Annotated in this window: 15 protein-coding genes; 8 read left to right on the forward strand and 7 right to left on the reverse strand. The window is 71.9% G+C overall.

The genetic code is table 11. The features are described from left to right. Positions 1-40 precede the first annotated feature (40 nt). The 5 genes from AB0M35_RS17360 (at position 41) to AB0M35_RS17380 (ending at position 7,244) form a co-directional block, all read left to right on the forward strand. Entirely contained in the window at positions 41-502 is a 462-nt protein-coding gene (locus AB0M35_RS17360) for a RidA family protein (protein ID WP_363746372.1), read from the forward strand. Positions 503-674: 172 nt separating this feature from the next. Next, a complete protein-coding gene (locus tag AB0M35_RS17365; protein ID WP_363746374.1) occupies positions 675-1,517 on the forward strand; it encodes an MBL fold metallo-hydrolase in 843 nt (280 codons plus the stop codon). Further along, positions 1,514-5,077, forward strand: a complete 3,564-nt coding sequence (locus tag AB0M35_RS17370; protein WP_363746375.1) for an adenylate/guanylate cyclase domain-containing protein — start codon at positions 1,514-1,516, stop codon at positions 5,075-5,077. The genes AB0M35_RS17365 and AB0M35_RS17370 overlap by 4 nt, the downstream gene beginning before the upstream one ends. 168 nt (positions 5,078-5,245) lie before the next feature. After that, positions 5,246-5,734, forward strand: a complete 489-nt coding sequence (locus AB0M35_RS17375) for a hypothetical protein (RefSeq protein ID WP_363746376.1) — start codon at positions 5,246-5,248, stop codon at positions 5,732-5,734. A 31-nt stretch (positions 5,735-5,765) separates the two neighbouring features. After that, entirely contained in the window at positions 5,766-7,244 is a 1,479-nt protein-coding gene (locus tag AB0M35_RS17380; protein WP_363746377.1) for a serine/threonine-protein kinase, read from the forward strand. A gap of 48 nt (positions 7,245-7,292) precedes the next feature. Here AB0M35_RS17380 and AB0M35_RS17385 read toward each other — a convergent pair whose 3' ends face one another. Next, the gene (locus AB0M35_RS17385; protein ID WP_363746378.1) at positions 7,293-7,619 is read right to left on the reverse strand and encodes a hypothetical protein; all 327 of its coding nucleotides are present in this window, start codon (positions 7,617-7,619) and stop codon (positions 7,293-7,295) included. A gap of 270 nt (positions 7,620-7,889) precedes the next feature. Here AB0M35_RS17385 and AB0M35_RS17390 point away from each other — a divergent pair, with 270 nt between their 5' ends. Further along, positions 7,890-9,635, forward strand: coding sequence for an alpha/beta hydrolase (locus AB0M35_RS17390; protein ID WP_363746380.1), 1,746 nt, complete (start codon positions 7,890-7,892; stop codon positions 9,633-9,635). 78 nt (positions 9,636-9,713) lie between these two features. Here AB0M35_RS17390 and AB0M35_RS17395 read toward each other — a convergent pair whose 3' ends face one another. The 6 genes from AB0M35_RS17395 to AB0M35_RS17420 all read right to left on the reverse strand — a co-directional run bounded on the left by AB0M35_RS17395 (position 9,714) and on the right by AB0M35_RS17420 (position 17,746). Beyond that, positions 9,714-10,877: an acyl-CoA dehydrogenase gene (locus AB0M35_RS17395; RefSeq protein ID WP_363746712.1), complete on the reverse strand. Its 1,164-nt coding sequence runs from the start codon at positions 10,875-10,877 to the stop codon at positions 9,714-9,716. Beyond that, complete coding sequence (locus tag AB0M35_RS17400) at positions 10,877-12,850, reverse strand: biotin carboxylase N-terminal domain-containing protein (protein ID WP_363746382.1); 1,974 nt, start codon at positions 12,848-12,850, stop codon at positions 10,877-10,879. The genes AB0M35_RS17395 and AB0M35_RS17400 overlap by 1 nt, the downstream gene beginning before the upstream one ends. A gap of 11 nt (positions 12,851-12,861) precedes the next feature. Next, entirely contained in the window at positions 12,862-14,463 is a 1,602-nt protein-coding gene (locus tag AB0M35_RS17405; protein WP_363746383.1) for a carboxyl transferase domain-containing protein, read from the reverse strand. Beyond that, positions 14,460-16,178, reverse strand: a complete 1,719-nt coding sequence (locus AB0M35_RS17410; protein ID WP_363746385.1) for an acyclic terpene utilization AtuA family protein — start codon at positions 16,176-16,178, stop codon at positions 14,460-14,462. Before AB0M35_RS17410 ends, AB0M35_RS17405 begins: the two co-directional genes overlap by 4 nt. A 117-nt stretch (positions 16,179-16,295) precedes the next feature. Next, positions 16,296-16,931: a TetR/AcrR family transcriptional regulator gene (locus AB0M35_RS17415; protein WP_363746387.1), complete on the reverse strand. Its 636-nt coding sequence runs from the start codon at positions 16,929-16,931 to the stop codon at positions 16,296-16,298. 137 nt (positions 16,932-17,068) lie between these two features. Continuing rightward, the gene (locus AB0M35_RS17420) at positions 17,069-17,746 is read right to left on the reverse strand and encodes a Crp/Fnr family transcriptional regulator (RefSeq protein ID WP_013736306.1); all 678 of its coding nucleotides are present in this window, start codon (positions 17,744-17,746) and stop codon (positions 17,069-17,071) included. Positions 17,747-17,957: 211 nt separating this feature from the next. Here AB0M35_RS17420 and AB0M35_RS17425 point away from each other — a divergent pair, with 211 nt between their 5' ends. Both AB0M35_RS17425 and AB0M35_RS17430 read left to right on the forward strand, forming a co-directional pair. Next, complete coding sequence (locus tag AB0M35_RS17425) at positions 17,958-18,620, forward strand: adenosylcobinamide amidohydrolase (RefSeq protein WP_363746389.1); 663 nt, start codon at positions 17,958-17,960, stop codon at positions 18,618-18,620. A 58-nt stretch (positions 18,621-18,678) separates the two neighbouring features. Continuing rightward, positions 18,679-19,827 (forward strand): CapA family protein, encoded by a 1,149-nt coding sequence (locus AB0M35_RS17430; protein ID WP_363746391.1) that lies wholly within the window; start codon positions 18,679-18,681, stop codon positions 19,825-19,827. The last annotated feature ends 7 nt before the right edge of the window (positions 19,828-19,834 follow it).

Raw genomic sequence — 19,834 nt, forward strand, 5'->3', positions numbered from 1 at the left:
TGGTGCCGCATGGCGGCGACCGGCGGAGCGGAGTGCCGGCATGAGTAACGGGCCGCACGCCAAGTTGGCGGAACTCGGGTTGGCGTTGCCGGAGGTGGTTCCGCCGGTGGCCAGCTATGTGCCGGCGGTGCAGTCCGGTCAGCACGTGTACGTCTCCGGGCAGCTGCCGATGGCCGAGGGCAAGTTGTTGGCCACCGGCAAGGTCGGTGCCGGCGTCTCCGCCGAACAGGCCAAGCAGCTCGCCCAGCGGTGTGCCCTCAACGCGCTCGCCGCGATCGACGCGCTCGTCGGTCTGGAGAACGTCGTCAAGGTCGTCAAGCTGACCGGTTTCGTCGCGAGCGCATCCGGCTTCACCGGCCAGCCCGCCGTCATCAACGGCGCGTCCGACCTCTTCGGTGCCGTCTTCGGCGAGGCCGGCCGCCACGCCCGCAGCGCCGTCGGCGTCTCCGAACTTCCCCTCGACGCCCCCGTCGAAGTAGAAGTCATCGTCGAAGTCGCCTAACCCCCACCCCACCCCCCTCCCCCACCCCACCCCACCCCCCACCCCCACCCCCCCACCCCTCTCCCCGCGATCTTGCAGTTCTGGTCGGGACGAAGCGCCCTAACCAGGGCGAATCGGGGACCGAAACTGCAAGATCGCGGGGCCGGGTCGGTGGGGTCGTACGATCGCAGCCATGGGAGGGCATGTGACGGGGGCGGTGACCGCCCTCGCCAGCGAGTTGCCAGAGTGGGTGACGTTGCTACGGGCACCCAATCCGGGCGTGATGACGCTGGACGGCACCAACACCTGGCTGCTGCGGAATCCTGGTGCGGCGCACGGGGTGGTCGTCGATCCGGGGCCGGCCGACGAGGGGCATTTGGCGGCGATCGCCGCGCAGGGGCCGATCGGTCTGGTCCTCATCACCCACGGGCATCCCGACCACACGGATGGCTCCCGGCGGCTGCACGAACTGCTCGGTGGGGTGCCGGTCCGAGCCGTCGACCCTGCGCACAGCATCGCCGGCCCGCCCCTGGCCAGCGACGGGCCGGACGGCATCGAGCTGGGCGGCGACGGCTGTGGGCTGTCCATCCGGCTGGTACCGACCCCCGGGCACACCGCCGACTCGATCTGCCTGCTGGTCGAGCAGGGCGGCCGGCAGGTGGTGCTGACCGGCGACACGATCCTGGGCCGGGGTACCACCGTGGTCGCCCACCCGGACGGCCACCTCGGCGACTACCTGGCCAGTCTGGAACTGCTCTCCGCGTACCGAGGGATCCCGGCGCTGCCGGGACACGGCCCGGCGCTGGCCGACTGCGGTGCCGCCGCCGACTTCTACCTCGCCCACCGGCGGGCCCGGCTCGACCAGGTCCGCGTGGCTCTCGACGAGGGTGCGGAAACCGCGGCGGAGGTGGTCGCGAAGGTCTACGCCGACGTGGACCGGTCGCTGTGGTGGGCGGCGGAGTGGTCGGTCCGCGCCCAGCTGGAATATCTCGGCCGGGAATCCGGCGCTGACGCCGTGGGGTTGGACACACCGTGACCTGCCCGGTTTGTGGAACCGTCGCGGTACCCGGCGCGCGGTTCTGCCACAACTGTGGTGCCGCGCTGCCGGCCGCCGCGACCCTGCCGGCCGCCGAACGCCGGGTGGTGACCGTGCTCTTCGGCGACCTGTCCGACTTCACCTCCTGGTCGGAGGATCTCGACCCGGAGCGGGTCGGCGCGGTCACCGACCGGGTGCTGGCATCCCTCGCCGGGGCGGTGAAGACCTTCGGCGGGCACGTCGACAAGCTGACCGGTGACGGGATCATGGCGGTCTTCGGTGCCCCCGTCGCACACGAGGACGACGCCGAGCGTGCCGTCCGCGCCGCGTTGTCCATGCAACGGGCGGTGCGGCGGGTGCTGGACGACGAGCGCGGCGGCGGTGCGCCGCTGGGGCTGCGGGTCGGGTTGAACACCGGCGACGTGATCGCCGGCATCCAGGCCGCCATCGAGTACACCGTCATCGGCGACACCGTGAACACCGCCGCCCGGCTGGCCGACGCCGCTGCCGTCGGCGCGGTCTACGCCGGGGCCCGCACCGCTGCGGCCACCCGACACGTGGCCAGCTGGCGAGCGCTGCGGCCGTTGCGGCTCAAGGGCAAGCGCGAGCCGGTCGAGGCGTACGAACTGCTCGGCCTGCTGGACGCCCCGGGCACCCGGTCCGGCCTCGGCGACGAGGCACCCTATGTCGGCCGGGAGACCGAGATCGGCCGGATCGCCGGGCGACTGGCCGAGGTGATCGACCGGGGCGAGCCACGGGTGCTGCTGATGACCGCCGAGGCGGGCATCGGCAAGTCCCGGTTCGCCGCCGAGGTGGAACGCCTCGCCGCCGGCTACGACGTGGGCGCCGGACGGTACGCCGCGCACACCGGGGCCCGGGTGCTGTCGGTACGATGCGCCGCGTTCGGCGAGCGTCGCCGGCTCGCTCCCCTCGCCGACCTGGTACGCGCCGCCGCCGGCCTACCCAACGACGCTTCCACCGCGGTCACCCGTCCGGCGGTGGAGGAACGGCTGCGTCGGCTGGAACAGCGACTCAGCCGGTCCCGCCCCGGTCCCGCCCCGGTCGCCGTCGACCAGTTGCTGGCCCTGCTCGGGTACGCCGAACTGCCCGCCGGAACCGACCAGGTCGACTGGAGCAGCGCCCCGCAGCCGGCCGACGTCGACGCGGTGCCCAACGCGGTGGCGGATCTGCTCAGCGCGCTCGCCGCCGAGGCGCCGCTGATGGTGGTGGTGGACGACCTGCACGACGCCACCAGCGAGACCATCCGGGCGTTGGAGGTCACCCTGTCCCGGCTCAGCGGCTCGGTCCTGGTGCTGCTGCTCGGCCGGCCCGAACTGGTGCGTACCGCTGGCACGTTGACCCGGGTCGCGGACGCCGAGGTGCACGCCCTGCCGCCGCTGCGCGGTGCCGACGCGGCCCGATTGCTCACCAGCTACCTCGGCGGCGGGCGGCTGCCCCAGGCCGACACCGACCGGCTGCTGGCCACCGCCCAAGGCAATCCCTTCTACCTGGCCGAACTGGTCACCCTGCTGATGGAGCGCGGCGCGTTGACCGCCGGAACGGGCAACAGCTGGCGCTTGGCGCCCGGTTCGCTCGGCAGCCGGCTGCTCTCCCGCGACCTCGCGGCGGTGCTCGCGGCTCGGATCGACGCCCTGCCGCCGCAGGCCCGTGCCGTGCTGCGGGACGCGGCGGTGGTCGGCGACACGGTGCCCGACGGGGCGTTGGAGGTGCTGCGGGAACAACGCGTGGGCCGGGACGGCCGGCCCGCTGCGGTGGTCGCGGTCGAGCTGGAACGGGCGGTCGAGGAACTGCTGCAACGCCGCATGCTGCATCGCACCCGAACCGGATACGCCTTCGCCACCCCGTTGATGCGGGAGGCCGCGTACTCCGGGGTCAGCAAGGCGGAGCTCGCCGAACGGCACGCCGTGCTGGCCCGCTGGGCCGCGCCGCAGGAGGGCGCGGCAGGTGGCCCGGGTGGCTTCGCCGACGTGGCCCGGGACGACTTCGTCGCTGGCCACGTCGAGCGGGCCACCGCGCTGGCCGACGCGGTCACCCTGCGTCCGGACGCGCCGGCCCGGGCGGTCGCACCGCTGGGCGTGGCCGCGCTCAGCCGTGCCGCGCGCCGGTCAGTGCAGGAGGGTGAGCCGGCGCTGGCCGTCGAGTACGCCGAGCGCGCCGCCGAACTGGCCCGGGGTGAGGTGCCGGGTGCTGACCGGGTGGTGCACGCCCGGGCGCTGTTCCAGGTCGGTCGGGCCGCCGACGCGTTGGCCTACGCCGAGAAGATCGCGGCGAACGCCGGGGACCAGGCGGCGACCCGGATCAGCGCGCTGCTGCTCGCCGGGCAGGCCCAGCAGGTGATGGGTGACCTGCGGCGGGCGGAGACCTACTGGCGGGAGGCGTTGCAGGTGGCCACCGTCGCCGATCTGCCCGCCCTTCGGGCATCGGCGATGCGGCGACTGGGCATGGCGGACTTCCTCTCCGGCCGGCTCGGCCAGGCGAGCAGCCGGCTGGCTGCCTCGTACCAGGTCAGTCTGGCCGCACAGGACCGTCGGGGACAGGCGTGGTCGTTGCAGAACCTGGCCTGGGTGACCACCACCCGGGGGGACTTCGCCGGCACGGACGCCGTCCTCGGCCGGGCGGCGCGGCTCTTCGCCGAACTCAAGGACCCGTACGGCCGGGCGTGGCTGCGGGGTACCACGGCGTTCGCCCGGCTGCTCGCCGGCCGGCTACGGGAGGCACACCGGCTGGCCCGGATCTTCCTGCCGTTCGGTGAGCGGGTCGGCGAGGCGTGGGCGGTGGGCACCCTGCGAGCGGTCGACGCGTACGCGAAAGCCGAACTCGGCGACCTGGCCGACGCCGACCGGGAGGCCCGGCGGGCGTACCGGGAGTTCTCCGCCGCCTCGGACGACTGGGGGCAGGGCTTCGCCCTGGTCGTACGCGGGGTGGTCGCCCGGGGCCTGGGTGAGCCGGAGCACGCCGCCGACCTGTTCACCGACGCACTGTCCTACGCCCGCCGCACGGGTCACCCGCTGCTCACCGGGATGGCCGGCACGCTGCGTGGTTTCGTGGCGTTGGACTCAGGTGACGGCAGCGCCGCCGAACGCGACGCCCGTGCCGTGCTCAGCAGTGTCGAGCCGCACAATCCGCAGGCACCCGCGCAGGTGGCGCCCCGGGTGTTGCTGGCGACCGCCCGCCTGGCGGCCGGTGACTCCGGTACGGCGGTCGGGCTGCTCGCGCCGGTCGCCACCGCTGCTGCGGGTACGCCCTCGTTGCTGTTCTCCCGCCGGCAGTCGATGGCCCGGTACGCCTCGGCGTTGCTCGCGCACGGCCAGCCCGAGCAGGCGTTGGACTGGGCCCGGCGGGCGGTGCAGGTGCCTGCGGAGGACGTGCGCAGCCAGGTGATCGCGACGAGCGTGCTCGCCGAGGCGTTGGCCGCGTGTGACCGCCCGGTCGAGGCCACGGCGTGTGCCGAGGAGGCGGTGCGGCTGGCGTACGCCACCGAGCAGCGCAGCGAGCGGGCCGCCGCCGAGGAACTGCTCGGCCGCCTGCGCGGCGGCTGAAACTCCTCCGACGTCACAGCGCGAACTCAGCCGATACTGCGGCGAGTTGGTACGGCAGATGCAGGTCTGTCGGTTTCGGTGATGTGATCCGTCGGAGTCGACCGTTAGCGTGCATGTTGCACGCGACGGTCGATGTGGACGGTTGCGCCGACAGGGGGAGGGCACGAGATGAGGCTGCCGCGCTCGGTTGCCGGCTGGACGATCGCGGTGTTCGGTGTGTTGGCGCTGCTGATGGGTGCGGTCGGGCTGCTCTGGCCGGAGGCGCTGCTGGGGATGCTCGGCTTCGAGATACCCGAGACCCGGATGACCGGCGACTACACGGGCGTGTTCGTGACCGCCTCGTCGATGGCCTCGTTCAACATGGGCGTCTACTACCTGCTTGCCACCGCCACCGAGTGGCGTGCGTTCTACCGCTTCACGGTGGTCTTCCGTCTGGTCACGTTCACGGTGTTCACCCTCGCGGTGTTGGCCGACGTGGCGCCCGGCCGGTTCTTCGGGGTGGCGGCCTGGGAGGGCGTGGGCGCGCTGGCCACCGCCGCCGGCCTCTGGTGGGACGCTCGGCGTGGCGGCGGAGCTGCGGGTTCGGCGTCGTCGTCGGGCGGGCGCAGGGGTGCTGAAACGTCGAGCGTGGAACCATCTGCGGATGCGGTTCGTTGAGCGGACGGTGCGGTTGGGTATTTTCGATACCGTGACCGCCACGCCGCCCGGCTCCTTGCCGATGCCCATTGTGCCCGGTCTGACTGATTTGCAGGTATTTGCCCGGGGTGGTTATGCGACGGTCTACCGGGCCACCCAGATCTCGGTGGGCCGTGAGGTCGCGGTCAAGGTGGAGAACCGCACCCTGGCCAGCGAGCGGGACCAGGCGCGTTTCCTGCGCGAAGCGCGGGCGGCTGGCCGAATGTCGTCGCATCCGCACGTGGTCGATCTGTTCGACGTCGGCGTCACCATCGACCAGCACCCCTACCTGATCATGGAATTGTGCGACGGGTCGTACGCGGAACGGATGCGCACCTCGCCGCTGGATGCCGTCGAGGCCCGCGATCTCGGTGTCAAGATCGCCGACGCGATCGCCCACTCGCACGGCGCCGGTGTGCTGCACCGCGACGTGAAGCCGGCCAACATCCTCTACTCGCACTTCAACAGCGCGGTGCTGGCCGACTTCGGGTTGGCGGTGGTCGCCGAGATGCGGGACGCCTCTGTCGCCTTGGAGGTGCTCACCCCGGCGTACGCGCCGCCGGAGATGTTCAACCACAGCCCGCCGTCGCCCGCCGTGGACGTGTACGCGCTCTGCGCCACGCTCTACGCGGTCATGCACGGGCGTCCGCCCCGCTGGCAGGCCGAACGCAACCCGAGCCTGGTGACCGTGCTGGAGATGTTCCACCAGCCGATTCCCAGCCTGCCCGGAGTGCCGGGCGACCTGCTCGACGTGCTGCGCGCGGGGATGGCCAACGATCCCGGGGAGCGGCCGTCCGCCGCGGAACTGCGCGACCTGCTGGCCAACCTCTCCCTGGGCGCGCCCGGTGGGTACGCCCAGGACACCTCGTTCGGATTCGGCGGCGGCCGGTACGACACCGCTCGTCCCCCGTCGCCGTACGGGCAGCCCGCCGAGGTGGTCTCCGCCGACTCGGCCGAGCGGCGTCGTCGGCGGCGCTGGTTCTTCGGCGTGACCGGCGTCGTCGCGTTGGCCGCCTCGGCGGGGGTGGGCGCTTGGGCCGCCGGTGGTCTGCCGTCGACGCAGCCCACCCTGCCCCCTCGCCCGTCGGCGACCGGCGTCCTCCGCCCGGGTTGCGCCGCCGTGCCCGAGGCGTTGCCCAGCGGTGCCCGGTGCGCGGAGGAGTTGGAGTGCTTCGGGCCGGTACAGGTGCGTGGTCAACGGGCCGAGGCGAGCCAGGTGCCGTGCGACACCCGGCACACCTGGGAGAGCTATGCCCAGGGGCAGTTGCCTGCCGCGCTGGCCGACGCCGGCCATGACGAGATCGTGGCCGATCCCGCTGTGCGGAAGGTCTGCAACGAAGAGACGTTCCGGCTGGTCAGCGGAGGGCGTCAGACGACCGGCTGGAACCTGGAGGTGCTGCCGCCGGCCGACGGGGACACCGACCGCACGTACCGCTGCCTGGCCGGCCGTGGGCTGGACGGGTTGGCCTCGCCCACCCTCACCGGCGGCTGAGCGGGCGGTGCCGCAGCTGCACCGCCGAGGCACGGTGCTGCCGGATGCTCACTGGTCGCCGTCACGGCGGTAGCGGGCCCGCATCGCGCGGACCGCGTCGCGGTCGCCCAACGTCTCCAGCGTGTCGGCGTCGATGCCGGACGGCGCGGCGTGGGCAGGCCCGAGCGGGTGCGCGGGATCGGGCGGGGCCGCGGCGTCCTGTTGGCGGGCGGCCGCCACCGCCACGCCGGCGATGGTGGCGAGCAGGACGCAGAGCAGGGCCATCGCCACGCCGAGTAGATCCTGTCGGCGCCCGGCGACCAGTGACGCCAGCAACCAGAGTGCCGCGACGGCGGTGACCACCGCGACGGTCCGGGCGTCGGAGAAGCGTTTCACTCGTCCAGAATGTCGGGGATCGCCGAGCTGTCAACTACGGGCTTCCCACCGTTGGGATAACAACAGGCAAAGCCGCTCGACATAAGCGCCTGAAATGAACAACTCGTTACATCGTCGAGTTGAATGCCCTGAAGGTCCGACTTTGCGGGGCGCCATCCATTGTCGGGAATATCTAGAGTGTCGATGGTCGGGCCTCGACTCGACGTGTCTCTCACTCCACCGGAAGGCGTCCATATGTTACGACCAGTTCGGACACTGGCCGCAGCAGGTATGACCGGCGTGTTGCTCGCCGGGATGGCGGTCGCACCCGCCGCTGCCGCCCCGACCTCGATCGGCGGTGCGACCGTCTCGCACCGCACCAGCATCCAGGAGAGGCTGCGCGTCGACCGGGTACCGACGCCCAACCTCGACTGGCAGGAGTGCCACGAATACGCCGAGTGCGCCACCGTCGACCTGCCGCTGGACTACGACGACCCGAAGGGCCCCACGACCAAGGTCGCCGTCCTGCGGGTCAAGGCGCGAGACCAGAAACGCAAGATCGGCAGCCTCTTCATCAACCCGGGCGGCCCCGGGCTCCCAGGCACCGACATCGCCCTCGTCATGCCGTACGTCCTCAGTGACGAACTGCTGGAACGGTTCGACATCGTCGGAGTCGACCCGCGTGGGGTGGGTGCCAGCAATCCGATCAGGTGCTTCAGATCCGTCGAGGAACAGGCCCGGGCGTACGAGGGATTGAACGTCGACTTCCCGTACACCAAGGCCGAGGAGAAGGCGTACCTGGCCTCCTCGATCGCCGTCGGCAGGGCCTGCTCCACCACGGGCAGGCCGATCAGTGGCGCGATGTCCACCGCCGAGGTGGCCCGGGACATGGACGTGCTGCGCCGGGCCGTCGGTGACAAGAAGCTGACCTACCTGGGATACAGCTACGGCAGCATCCTCGGGCAGTACTACGCGAACATGTTCCCCGACCGGGTCCGTGCCGTGGCGATCGACGGGGTGTTGGACGCGACCGCCTGGGTCGGTGGCGGCAAGTACGGCGACGTCGACCAGGAGTCGCGGATGCGCAGCGCGCAGGGCGCGGACAAGGCGCTTCGCGAGATCCTGAAGCGGTGCAAGACCGTCGGCGCCGAGGTCTGTCCGCTGGCCCCCGGCGACCCGGAGGCCAAGTTCGAGTTGGCGTTGCAGCGGCTGAAGGCCGGGCCGGTGGTCATCGACCTCCCGTACCTCGGCCCGCGGCCCTTCACCTACACCAGCTTCGTGGGCTACGTCCTCAGGTTGCTGTACTACCCGTGGAACGACGGCGACATCGTGTGGTTGGCCGCCGAGGTACTGCGGCTGACCGACCCGACGGCGCCGAAGGCGGACCGTGAGCAGGCCCGGGCCGCGCTGGCCCAACGGCTGGCCAGGGCCGACATCGACGACACTCCCTACAACAACCTGGAGGAGGCCTTCCTCGGGGTGAACTGCGCCGACGCCAACCACCCGAAGGACGTCGCCCCCTGGCCGGCGCGGGCGGCCAGGGCCGAGAAGCGGGACGGGTACTTCGGTCGGCTCTGGACCTGGAGAAGTGCGGCCTGCGCCCGAGACAGTTGGACGGTACGCGACGAGGATCGGTTCACCGGCCCGTTCAACCGGCGGACCGCCAACCCGGTGCTGGTGGTCGGCAACTACTGGGACCCGGCCACCAACTACAACGGGGCGGTCTCCACGTCGAAGCTGCTGCCGAACAGTCGGCTGCTGTCCAGCGACAGTTGGGGACACACCGCGTACGGGTCGTCGGCCTGCGCGACCAAGGCCATCGACGCGTACCTGCTGCGGGTGACCCTGCCCAGGAAGGGCACGGTCTGCAAGGGTGACATCCAGCCCTTCGAGGAGGTGCCGGAGTTCGCGGCGACCACGCGGGCCGAGGTGCCCAGCAGCGACACGGCCGGGCAGAGCGCGCCGCGCCGTGGCGCACCGAAGCAGCTACCGCCGGTAGTGGCGCCGCTGCCGGCCGGGACACCTGCCGGTCGCTGAGTTACGTTCGACTCACCGGGGTACGGCCGGCGTTCGGGTCGCCCGCCGTACCCCGGCCGCGTCTTTTTACAGCCGCCCTCAGTACGACTTGTCCTGGCCGAGGACGTGTTGGGCGACGAAGTTGAGGATCATCTCGCGGCTGACCGGGGCGATTCGGCTGGCGCGTACCGCACCGAGCAACGTGGCCACCCCGTACTCCGTGGTCATGCCGGCACCGCCGAGGGCCTGGACGGCGGTGTCGACGGCCAACGCCGCCGCCTCGCCGGAGGCGTACTTGGCCATGTTGCCGGCCACCCCCGCCTCCAGGTCGCGACCGGCGTCGTAGAGCGTCGCCGCCTTCTGGATCATCAGCCGAGCCAGTTCCACCTGCACGGCGGCGTGTGCCAGCGGGTGCGACACGCCCTGATGGGAGCCGATGGTCCGGCCGCCCCAGACCGCCCGGGTGGCGGTGTACTCCGTGGCCCGTTCGATGGCGTACCGGCCGGTGCCGGCGCCCATCGCGGCGACCGTGATCCGCTCCGGGTTCAGCCCGGAGAACAACGCCGGCAGACCGGCGTCGAGGGACTCACCGACCAGCGCGTCGGCGGGCAGCCGGACGTCGTCCAGGTAGAGCAGGAACTGGTTCTCCGGGGACACGATCTCCATGTCGAGCTTGGAGCGGGTCATTCCGGGAGCATCGGTGGGCACGACGAACAGCGCCGGCTTGAGCTTGCCGGTCGCCGCGTCCTCGGTACGCGCCACCACCAGCACGTGCTGCGCCTCGTCGACACCCGAGATGTAGCACTTGCGTCCGGACAGCAGCCAGTCGTCACCGTCGCGGCGGGCCACGGTGGCGAGGCGGTGGAAGTTCGACCCCGCCTCCGGCTCGGTGATCGCGAAGACGATCTTCTGGGAGCCGTCGGCCAGCCCGGGCAGGTGGCGTTTGCGCTGCGCCTCGGTGCCGTGCCGGTGGATGACGGTGGCGGCGATCGCGGGGGAGACCACGAGCAGCAGCAGCGGGCAGCCGGCGGCGGCCAGTTCCTCGCAGACGATGGCCAGCTCGGTGATGCCGCCGCCGCCACCGCCGTACTCGGTGGGGATGTTGACGCCGAGGTAGCCGAGCCGGCCCGCCTCGTGCCACAGCTCGCTGGTGTGCTCGCCGGCTCTGGCCTTCTCGACGAAGTAGCGGTGACCGTACCGGCGGCCCAGCGCGCGTACCGCCTCGCGTAACTGGTCCTGTTCCGGGCTGAGGTCGAACTTCATCACGATGCCTCCTCAAGCGGGTTGACCACGGCCAGCACGGCACCCGTGTCGACCTGCGTGCCGGGCGACACCGGCAGCTCGGTGACCACGCCGTCGGTCGGGGCGAACACGGGATGTTCCAGCTTCATCGCTTCCAGGGTCAGCAGCAGGTCACCGGCGGTGACCCGCTGACCGGCCTCGACGTGCACCCGGGTCACCGCGCCGGGCAGCGGGGCGAGCAGCGACCCGGCCGCCAGCGCCACGCCGGGCAACGGGAAACGCGGCGACTCGGCCAACCGCGCCGCCCCGTCCGGGCCGTCCACGAAGACCTCCGACCCGACCCGGTGTACGCGATACGCCCGCCGCACCCCGGCCACGTCCAGCACGACCCGCTCCGGGCTCGCCTCGACCAGAGCGACCGTGGGTGCCTCGCCCGGCGAGGTCGACCACTGCGCGAGCCGGCCGACGCGGTCCAACCGGTAGCGGACCTCGATCTCGCCGCCGTCGGTGTCGGTGAACCGGGTGACCTGGGGAAAGGCGGGCACGTTGCGCCAGCCTGACGGCAGCCCGGCCAGCGCTCCGGCGGCGGCGCGTCGGGCGGCGGCCGAGGCGAGCGCGGCGGCCAGGGCGACCAGCGGGAGTTCAGCAGGTGCCAGCAGTGGCGCGAGGACCTCCGGGTGGCGCTCCAGGAAGCCCGTGTCGACCTGCGCCGCATTGAACTGCGGGCTGCGCAGCACCCGGACCAGCAGGTCCCGATTGGTGGTAACGCCGTGCAGTTCGGCCCGGGCGAGGGCGGCGGCCAAGGCGCGGGCCGCCTCGGCGCGGGTGGGTGCCCAGGCGATCAGCTTGGCGAGCATCGAGTCGTAGTGCACGCCCACCACCGAACCGTCGACCACCCCGGAGTCCAGCCGCAGGCCCTGGTGCGGCGTGAACTCGGCGGCCACCCCGGGCAGGGCGAACCGGTGCAGGATGCCGGTCGCCGGACCGTACCCGGCGGCGGGGTCCTCGGCGCAGAGGCGTACCTCGATCGCGTGACCCTGGGCCGGCGGGGTCGCCGACAGCGGCAGCGGCCGGCCCTCGGCGACCAGCAGTTGCAGCCGGACCAGGTCCAGCCCGGTGACCGCCTCGGTGACGGGGTGTTCGACCTGGAGTCGCGTGTTCATCTCCAGGAAGAAGAACTCGCCCTCTTCGGTGAGCAGGAACTCGACCGTGCCCGCACCGACGTAGTCGACGGCCCGACCGGCGGCCACCGCAGCCTGGTGCAGCCGGGCCCGCACCTCCGGGGCGAGCAGCGCCGGTGCCTCCTCGACGATCTTCTGGTGCCGGCGCTGGATCGAGCAGTCCCGCTCGCCGAGGGCGAGCACCGCACCGTGCCGGTCGCCGACGATCTGCACCTCGACGTGCCGGCCCCGTTCGACGTACCGCTCGATGAAGACCGTGCCGTCGCCGAACGCCGACGCCGCCTCGCGGCGCGCACCCGCGACGGACTCGGCGAGCCCCGCCGCGTCGCGGACGATCCGCATGCCGCGCCCGCCGCCACCGGCGGACGCCTTGACCAGCACCGGGAAGCCGGTGACCTGGTCCGCCTCGGTCCAACTGGGCAGCATCGGTACGCCGGCCTCGGCGAGCAACGCCTTGGCGGCCAGCTTGTCGCCCATCGCGGCGATCGCCTTCGCGGACGGGCCGACCCAGGTCAGGCCGGCGTCGGCCACCGCCGTGGCGAAGTCGGCGTTCTCGGCGAGGAACCCGTATCCGGGGTGGACGGCGTCCGCGCCGCAGCGGCGGGCCGCCTCGATGATCAGGTCGACCCGCAGGTACGTCTCGGTGGGGGTGTTGCCGGGCAGGCGTACGGACTGGTCGGCCTCGGCGACGAAAGGCGCGTCGGCGTCCGCGTCGGAGTGCACGGCGACCGTCTCGATGCCGAGTAACCGGCAGGTGGCGAAGACCCGACGGGAGATCTCCCCCCGGTTGGCGACCAACAACTTCTGAATCATGATTCGCCCGCTCACATTCGGAAGACGCCGAAGCCGTCGGCGCCCTTCACCGGTCCGTTGTGGATGGCCGACAGACAGAGCCCGAGGACGGTACGGGTGTCCCGAGGATCGATCACCCCGTCGTCGTAGAGCCGGCCGGAGAGGAACAGGGCGCCGGACTGCGACTCGATCTGCTGCTCGACCATCATCCGCATCGCCGTGTCGGAGTCGGAGTCGAACTCGTGTCCCCGGGCGGCGGCGGCCTGCCGGGCCACGATGGACAGCACCCCGGCCAACTGCGCCGGGCCCATCACCGCCGATTTCGCGTTCGGCCAGGTGAACAGGAACCTCGGCTCGTACGCCCGGCCGCACATGCCGTAGTTGCCCGCACCGTACGAGGCGCCCAGGTTGACCGTCAGGTGCGGCACCTTCGAGTTCGCCACCGCGTTGATCATCAACGCGCCGTGTTTGATGATGCCGCGCTGCTCGTATTCGGTGCCGACCATGTAACCGGTGGTGTTCTGCAAGAAGATCAACGGGGTGTCGGTGGCGTTGGCCAACTGGATGAACTGGGCCGCCTTCTGTGCCTCGGCGCTGAACAGCACGCCCCGGGCGTTGGCGAGTACGCCGACCGGGTACCCGTGCAGCTCACCCCAGCCGGTGACCAGCGCGTCGCCGTACGCCGGCTTGAACTCGTCGAACTCGCTGCCGTCGAGCACCCGGGCGAGCACCTCGCGGGGGTCGAAGGGCACCTTGAGGTCGGCGCTGACGATGCCGAGCAACTCCTCCGCGTCGTACTTGGGGGGTTGCGGGTGCGGGTTGCGGGGCGCCGGGCCGAGCTTGCGCCAGTTCAACCGGCGTACGCACTGCCGGGCCAGCCGGATGCCGTCGCGCTCGTCGGTGGCGAGGAAGTCGGCCAGGCCGCTTTTCGTCGCGTGCATGGCCGCGCCGCCCAGCGACTCGTCGTCGGCGTCTTCACCGGTGGCCATCTTCACCAGCGGCGGCCCGGCCAGGTAGACCTGTGACCGGTCCCGGATCATGATCGTGTAGTCGGACATCCCGGGCACGTACGCCCCGCCGGCGGTGGCGTTGCCGAAGACCACGCTGACCGTGGGGATCTTTTCGGCCGAGAGCCGGGTCAGGTCGCGGAACACCCGGCCGCCCGGAATGAAGATCTCCGCCTGGGTGGGCAGGTCCGCGCCGGCCGACTCGACCAGGTTCACCATGGGCAGCCGGTTGGCCAGGGCGATCTCGCCGGCCCGTCGGGTCTTCGCCAGCGACCACGGGTTCACCGCCCCGCCGCGTACCGTCGGGTCGTTGGCGACGACCAGGCACTCGACGCCCTCGACCACCCCGATGCCGGTCACCACGCTGGCCCCGACCGGGAAATCGGTGCCGTACGCGGCGACCGGCGACAGCTCCAGGAACGGGCTGTCCTGATCCAGCAGCAGCTCGATGCGTTCCCGGGGGAGCAGCTTGCCGCGTCGGTGGTGCCGGGTCACGTACTTCTCTCCGCCACCGGCCCGCGCTGTGTCCAACGTAGCGTCCAGTTCGGCGAGGCGTTCCAGCAGCGACTTCCGGTTGGCGCGGAACGCTGGGGAGGCGGGATCGACAGCGGTGTCCAGTGTGCTCACGGTGCTCCCTCCGATGCCGGTCCGGCCAACAGGTCCGCCGGCAGGTCGACCACCCGGGCGCGGAGCAGCTCGCCGAGCGCCTTGGCCTGCGGGTCGAACCGGGTGGAGGCGGCCACGCCGGCACCCAGCAACCCCTCGATGACGAAGTTGACCGCCCGCAGGTTGGGCAGCTCGTACCGCTGCACCCGCAGTGCAGCGGTCTCCGGCAGCAACTCGGCCAACCGCTCGACGCTGAGCCAGCCGCGCAGCCAGGCCCAGGTCGCGTCGGTACGCGCCCACACGCCGAGGTTCGCGTCGCCGCCCTTGTCGCCTGAGCGCGCCCCCACCAACTCCCCCAGCACCCCCCGCCGGGTCGAGTGGAAGGAAGGGCCCCCTGTTAACGCCTGGTGTTGTATAGGGGGCCCCGCCAAACACGTCACCGGGGGCGGTGGGATCGGCACCCGGGTGCCGTCCGGCAGCACGGCGACCTGTTCGACCGCGTCCTGCGGCACCGTTGCGGCGGTGAAGACGCCGTACGGGGTGGCGTCGCCGGGCAGCGTGGTCAGCGTGCAGCCCGGGTAGGAGGCCAGCGCCAGCTCCACCGCCGCCGCCGAGAACGCCCGCCCGGCCCGTGCCTTGTCCCCGTCCCGCAGGTGTACGTGCAGCAGCGCGCTCGCCGCCTCGGTGTCGGCGGCGTCGGGGTGATCGGTGCGGGCCAGGATGAACTCCAGCCCCTCCGCATCGACCGCCTCGGTCAGCTGCGCCCGGACCAGGGCGGCCTTGGCCGGGATGTCCAGCCCGCAGAGCACGAACGTCATCGAGTTGCGGAAACCGCCGAGGTTGTTGACGCCGACCTTGAGGGTGTCGGGCGGGGGAGTGCCCTGGACTCCGCAGACGCGCACCCGGTCCGGCCCGTCCTGACGCAGCTGCACCGTGTCCAGCCGGGTCACCACATCCGGCCCCAGGTACGCCGGCCCGCCCACCTCGTACAACAGCTGGGCGGTGACCGTCTCGACGGTGACCGCACCGCCGGTGCCGGGATGCTTGGTGATCACCGACGAGCCGTCCGGGTGCAGTTCGGCGATCGGGAAACCGGGTCGGTGAGCGCCGTCGGGCAATTCGGTGAAGAAGCTGAAGTTGCCGCCGGTCACCTGTGCCCCGCACTCGATCAGGTGTCCGGCCACGGTGGCGCCGGCCAGCGCGTCGAGGTCGTCGTGTCCCCACCCGAAGCGGGCGATCGCGGGGCCGACGGTCAGGGCGGCATCGGTCACCCGTCCGGTCACCACGATGTCCGCCCCGGCATCGAGACAGGCGGCGATCCCGAACGCGCCCAGGTACGCGTTCGCGGTCAGGGCGTCCGGCCGTTGGAGGGCGTCGCCCTCGACGTACCCGACGTTGACGTCGAGCCCGAGCCGCTCGGCGAGTGACCGGACGGCGGCGGCCAGCCCGGCGGGATTCAGTCCACCGGCGTTGGTGACGATCCGGACGCCCCGGTCCAGCGCGGTGCCGAGGCAGCCTTCCAGCTGCCGGAGGAACGTCTTCGCGTAGCCGAGGTCGGGGTCGCGCATCCGGTCTCGGCCCAGGATGAGCATGGTCAGCTCGGCGAGGTAGTCACCGGTCAGCACGTCCAGCTCACCGCCGTCGAGCATCTCCCGCCAGGCGGAGAAGCGGTCACCGTAGAAGCCGGAGGCGTTACCGACCCGCAGCACCGCACCCCCGCCGGTGGCCGGGCTCACGCGAACCTCCCGGCGCCGGGCACGTGGACCGGAAGGCCGGTGCCGGGTAGCTCGGATTCGGCAGCCGGATCGGCGGGCAGTGCGGGCAGGTCGACCATGGTGCCTCCGGGCGGGATGTCAGTGCCGCTCGCTCCCGGGCGGGTCGACTGCGGGAGCGAGCAGGATGGCGAGCTGGTGCTTCCAGGCGTGCAGCAGGGCGGTCCGGCGGGCCGAGTCGTCGCTGAGCAGGTTGGCCACGCCCAGACCGCGCAGCAGGTCGAGGGTGGCCTGCACCGCCTCGCGTACGCGGGGCCGGCGTTCGTCCACCCCGAGCAGCTCGACGGTCAGCCGGTACATCTCCCGGCCGACCCGGGCCTCCAGAGGCAGCAGCGCGGCGCGTAGTTCGGCGTCGGTGCGGGCGGCCACCCAGAGTTCGAGGGCGGCGACGAACAGCGGCCCGGTGAAGGCGGCAGCCAGCAGGTCGACGACCCGGTCCAGCCGACTCGTGTCGGCCGGCAGGGTCTCGGCCTCGCTGCGCAACTCCGCCGCCCGGCGCTCGGTCAGGTGCACGACGGCGGCGGTGACCAGGGCTGCCTTGGTCGGGTAGTGGTGCAGTTGGGCGCCCCGCGAGACGCCCGCCCGTTGAGCCACGACGGTGGTGGTGGTGCCAGACCAGCCATGCTCCACCAGGCAGTCGACGGTCGCTTCCAGCAGTCGGGCCTGGGTGGCGCGACTGCGTTCCTGTTGAGGGACGCGGGTCGATGCGGTGGACACGCGCACAGCCTGCCGCGCCAAAAACAAACAGTCAAGACTGACTTTTTATCGGTCCTGCGGCTGCCGGCCGCCCCGTAGAAACACCCCACCCGCTCGGTCCGCAGTGGCGGGCCGAGCGGGTGGGGTGAGCAGACGGGTCAGACGCGGGCGCGGCGGGCCAGGCGCTCCGGGTCGAGGATGATGATGCTCTTGCCGTCCAGGCGCAGCCAACCGCGCGAGGCGAAGTCGGCCAGCGCCTTGTTGACCGTCTCCCGGGAGGCGCCGACGAGCTGGGCGATCTCCTCCTGGGTGAGATCGTGCGTCACGCGCAGCACGCCGCCGTCGCGGGTGCCGAACCGACCGGCCATCTGGAGCAGGTTCTTGGCGACCCGACCGGGCACGTCGGTGAAGATCAGGTCGGCGAGGGCGTCGTTGGTGCGGCGCAGCCGACGGGCGAGCACCCGCAGCAGCTGCTCGGCGATCTCCGGCCGGTTGTTCAGCCAGGGCCGCAGGGCCTGCTTGCGCAGTCGGGCCAGCCGGCTGTCGGTGACCGCAGTGGCGGTCGCCGTACGCGGACCCGGGTCGAACAGGGACAACTCGCCCACCATGTCCGACGGCCCCATCACCGCGATCAGGTTCTGCCGGCCGTCCGCCGCGCGGCGACCCACTTTGATCTTGCCGGACAGCAGGATGTAGAGGCTGTCGCCGGGCTCGCCCTCGTTGAAGACGACCTCGCCCTTGCGGACCTCGATCGTCTCCATCTCCTTGGCGAGCGCCTCGGCAGCCTCCGGGTCAACGCCCTGGAAGATCCCGCTGCGGGCCAGTACCTCGTCCATCGCGCACCTCCGGTTGCGCGTGCCGTCTGCTCGGCCGGGACTGCCGTCCGCTGATCCCCTCGCGCGCCGACCAGTCTAGGCGCACGTGAGCAGTAATCAGAGGTCCACCCCTGGAATCTTGATCGTTGGGGGTAACCCGCCCGTCGCCGACGCCTTGGCACCGCCACCGGCCCGATCGAAGGGACGACGTCGCTGGTCGTAAGGTCACGGCGTGCTGAGCGAGCCCCTGCTGACCACCCGGCGCGAGGACGGTCGGGACATCCCGCTACTCGTGTGGCGTACGCGGCGACCCCTGCGGGCGGTCAGCAGCGCCCCGCTGGGCGGTGGCATCGGCGTACGGCGGTGGGTGCTCAACGCGACCGTGCCGATGTCGTACGACCGGGACGACCCCGCCGCGCACCTGGTCGAACTGGCCCGGCGGCTCGACCTCGACGGGCCCGGGGTGGGCCTGCTGACCGGGGTGGACGTCGGCGAGGTGCTGACCCGTACCGACACCGGAGTGCGGGTGTGGGCCACCGTCGGCCTGGGTACCCCGATCCCTGCGGCGGCGCCGGCGGCGCCGACCGCCGCCCAGCGGGTCGGCACGGTCAACATCGTGGCGTGGGTGCCGGCCCGGCTCGGCGACGCCGCGCTGGTCAACGCCGTGGCCACGGCGACCGAGGCCAAGGCGCAGGCGATCGCCGAGCTGGGACTGCCGGGCACCGGCACCCCGACCGACGCGGTGACCGTCCTCTGCCCGCCGACCGGGGCGATCAGCGCGTACGGCGGTCCACGGTCGGAGTGGGGGGCGGCGCTGGCCCGGGCGGTGCACGCCGCCGTGCTGGCCGTCGGGACCGGCACAGTCGTGCCATGGTCGGATCGGCTCCGGGTCTGAAACTCCCCGACCGATCGGCCGTCGTGGTCGAGTTTCCTGCCCGGTAGGGTCGCCCACGATGTACGCTCCCGCCCCCCTCGCGTCCCGACCACGCCGTCCCGTCCTGGCCGTGCTCGGCACGCTGCTCGCCGCCCTCCTGCTCGCCGGTTGCGCCGAAGCCACCGAAGGGCCGGTCTGGCAGCCGGGCGCGGGTGGTGGCGGTACCGGCGCACCCGTCGAGTCACCGTCGCCGAAGATCAAGAAGATCTCGCTCTCGGCCACCGGTGACATCGTGATGGCGATGGCGCCCAACCGGATGCCGCCCAACGACGGCAAGGGCTTCTTCGACTCGGTGAAGAAGGCGCTCGCCGCCGACCTGGTGATGGGCAACCTCGAAGAGCCGTTGACCGTGGACACGGGTGCCGGCAAGTGCGGGGCGGACTCGACCCGCTGCTTCCAGTTCCGGGCCCCGCCGGAGTACGCTGCGCACCTGGCCGACGCCGGGTTCGACCTGCTCAACCAGGCCAACAACCACGGCTACGACTTCGGCGAGAAGGGGTACGAGAACACCCAGAAGGCGCTGGAGGAGCACGGGCTGGAGCACACCGGCGCCCCCGACCAGATCACCGTGGTGGAGGTCAAGGGCGTCAAGGTCGCGGTGGCCGGTTTCTCGTCGTACCGCTGGTCGAACAGTCTGGTGGACATCCCGGCTGCGAAGAAGGTGATCGCCAAGGCCGCCAAGATGGCCGACATCGTGGTGGTGCAGGTGCACATGGGCGCCGAGGGGGCGGAGATGACCCGGGTACGCCCGGGCACCGAGATGTTCCTCGGCGAGAACCGGGGTGACCCGGTCAAGTTCTCCCGAGCCATGATCGACTCCGGTGCCGATCTGGTGGTCGGTCACGGCCCGCACGTGCTGCGGGGCATGGAGTTCTACAAGGGCCGGCTGATCGCGTACAGCCTGGGCAACTTCGCCGGTGGCGGCAACTCGCTGAGCAACAACGGGCGACTCGGCTGGGGCGGGGTGCTGAAGGTGTCCCTCGAAGCGGACGGCACCTGGGCGGGCGGCTCGTTCGTCTCGACGTACATGGACGGAGTCCGCAAGCCGGTGGTGGATCCCGACGACCGGGGCCTCGGGCTGCTCCAGGAGTTGACCAAGCTCGACTTCCCGGAGACCGGCGCCAAGTTCACCAACTCCGGCAAGATCAGCCCGCCCGACCAGGACTGAGCCCCAC

This window comes from Micromonospora sp. NPDC051196, assembly GCF_040682415.1.
Taxonomy (GTDB): domain Bacteria; phylum Actinomycetota; class Actinomycetes; order Mycobacteriales; family Micromonosporaceae; genus Micromonospora.

Coding starts and splice junctions, on each gene's coding strand:
- AB0M35_RS17420 (WP_013736306.1), bottom strand. CDS start 17,746: ATGGACGAGGTACTGGCCCGCAGCGGGATCTTCCAGGGCGTTGACCCG.
- AB0M35_RS17395 (WP_363746712.1), bottom strand. CDS start 10,877: ATGAAGTTCGACCTCAGCCCGGAACAGGACCAGTTACGCGAGGCGGTA.
- AB0M35_RS17430 (WP_363746391.1), top strand. CDS start 18,679: ATGTACGCTCCCGCCCCCCTCGCGTCCCGACCACGCCGTCCCGTCCTG.
- AB0M35_RS17400 (WP_363746382.1), bottom strand. CDS start 12,850: ATGATTCAGAAGTTGTTGGTCGCCAACCGGGGGGAGATCTCCCGTCGG.
- AB0M35_RS17375 (WP_363746376.1), top strand. CDS start 5,246: ATGAGGCTGCCGCGCTCGGTTGCCGGCTGGACGATCGCGGTGTTCGGT.
- AB0M35_RS17365 (WP_363746374.1), top strand. CDS start 675: ATGGGAGGGCATGTGACGGGGGCGGTGACCGCCCTCGCCAGCGAGTTG.
- AB0M35_RS17390 (WP_363746380.1), top strand. CDS start 7,890: ATGACCGGCGTGTTGCTCGCCGGGATGGCGGTCGCACCCGCCGCTGCC.
- AB0M35_RS17360 (WP_363746372.1), top strand. CDS start 41: ATGAGTAACGGGCCGCACGCCAAGTTGGCGGAACTCGGGTTGGCGTTG.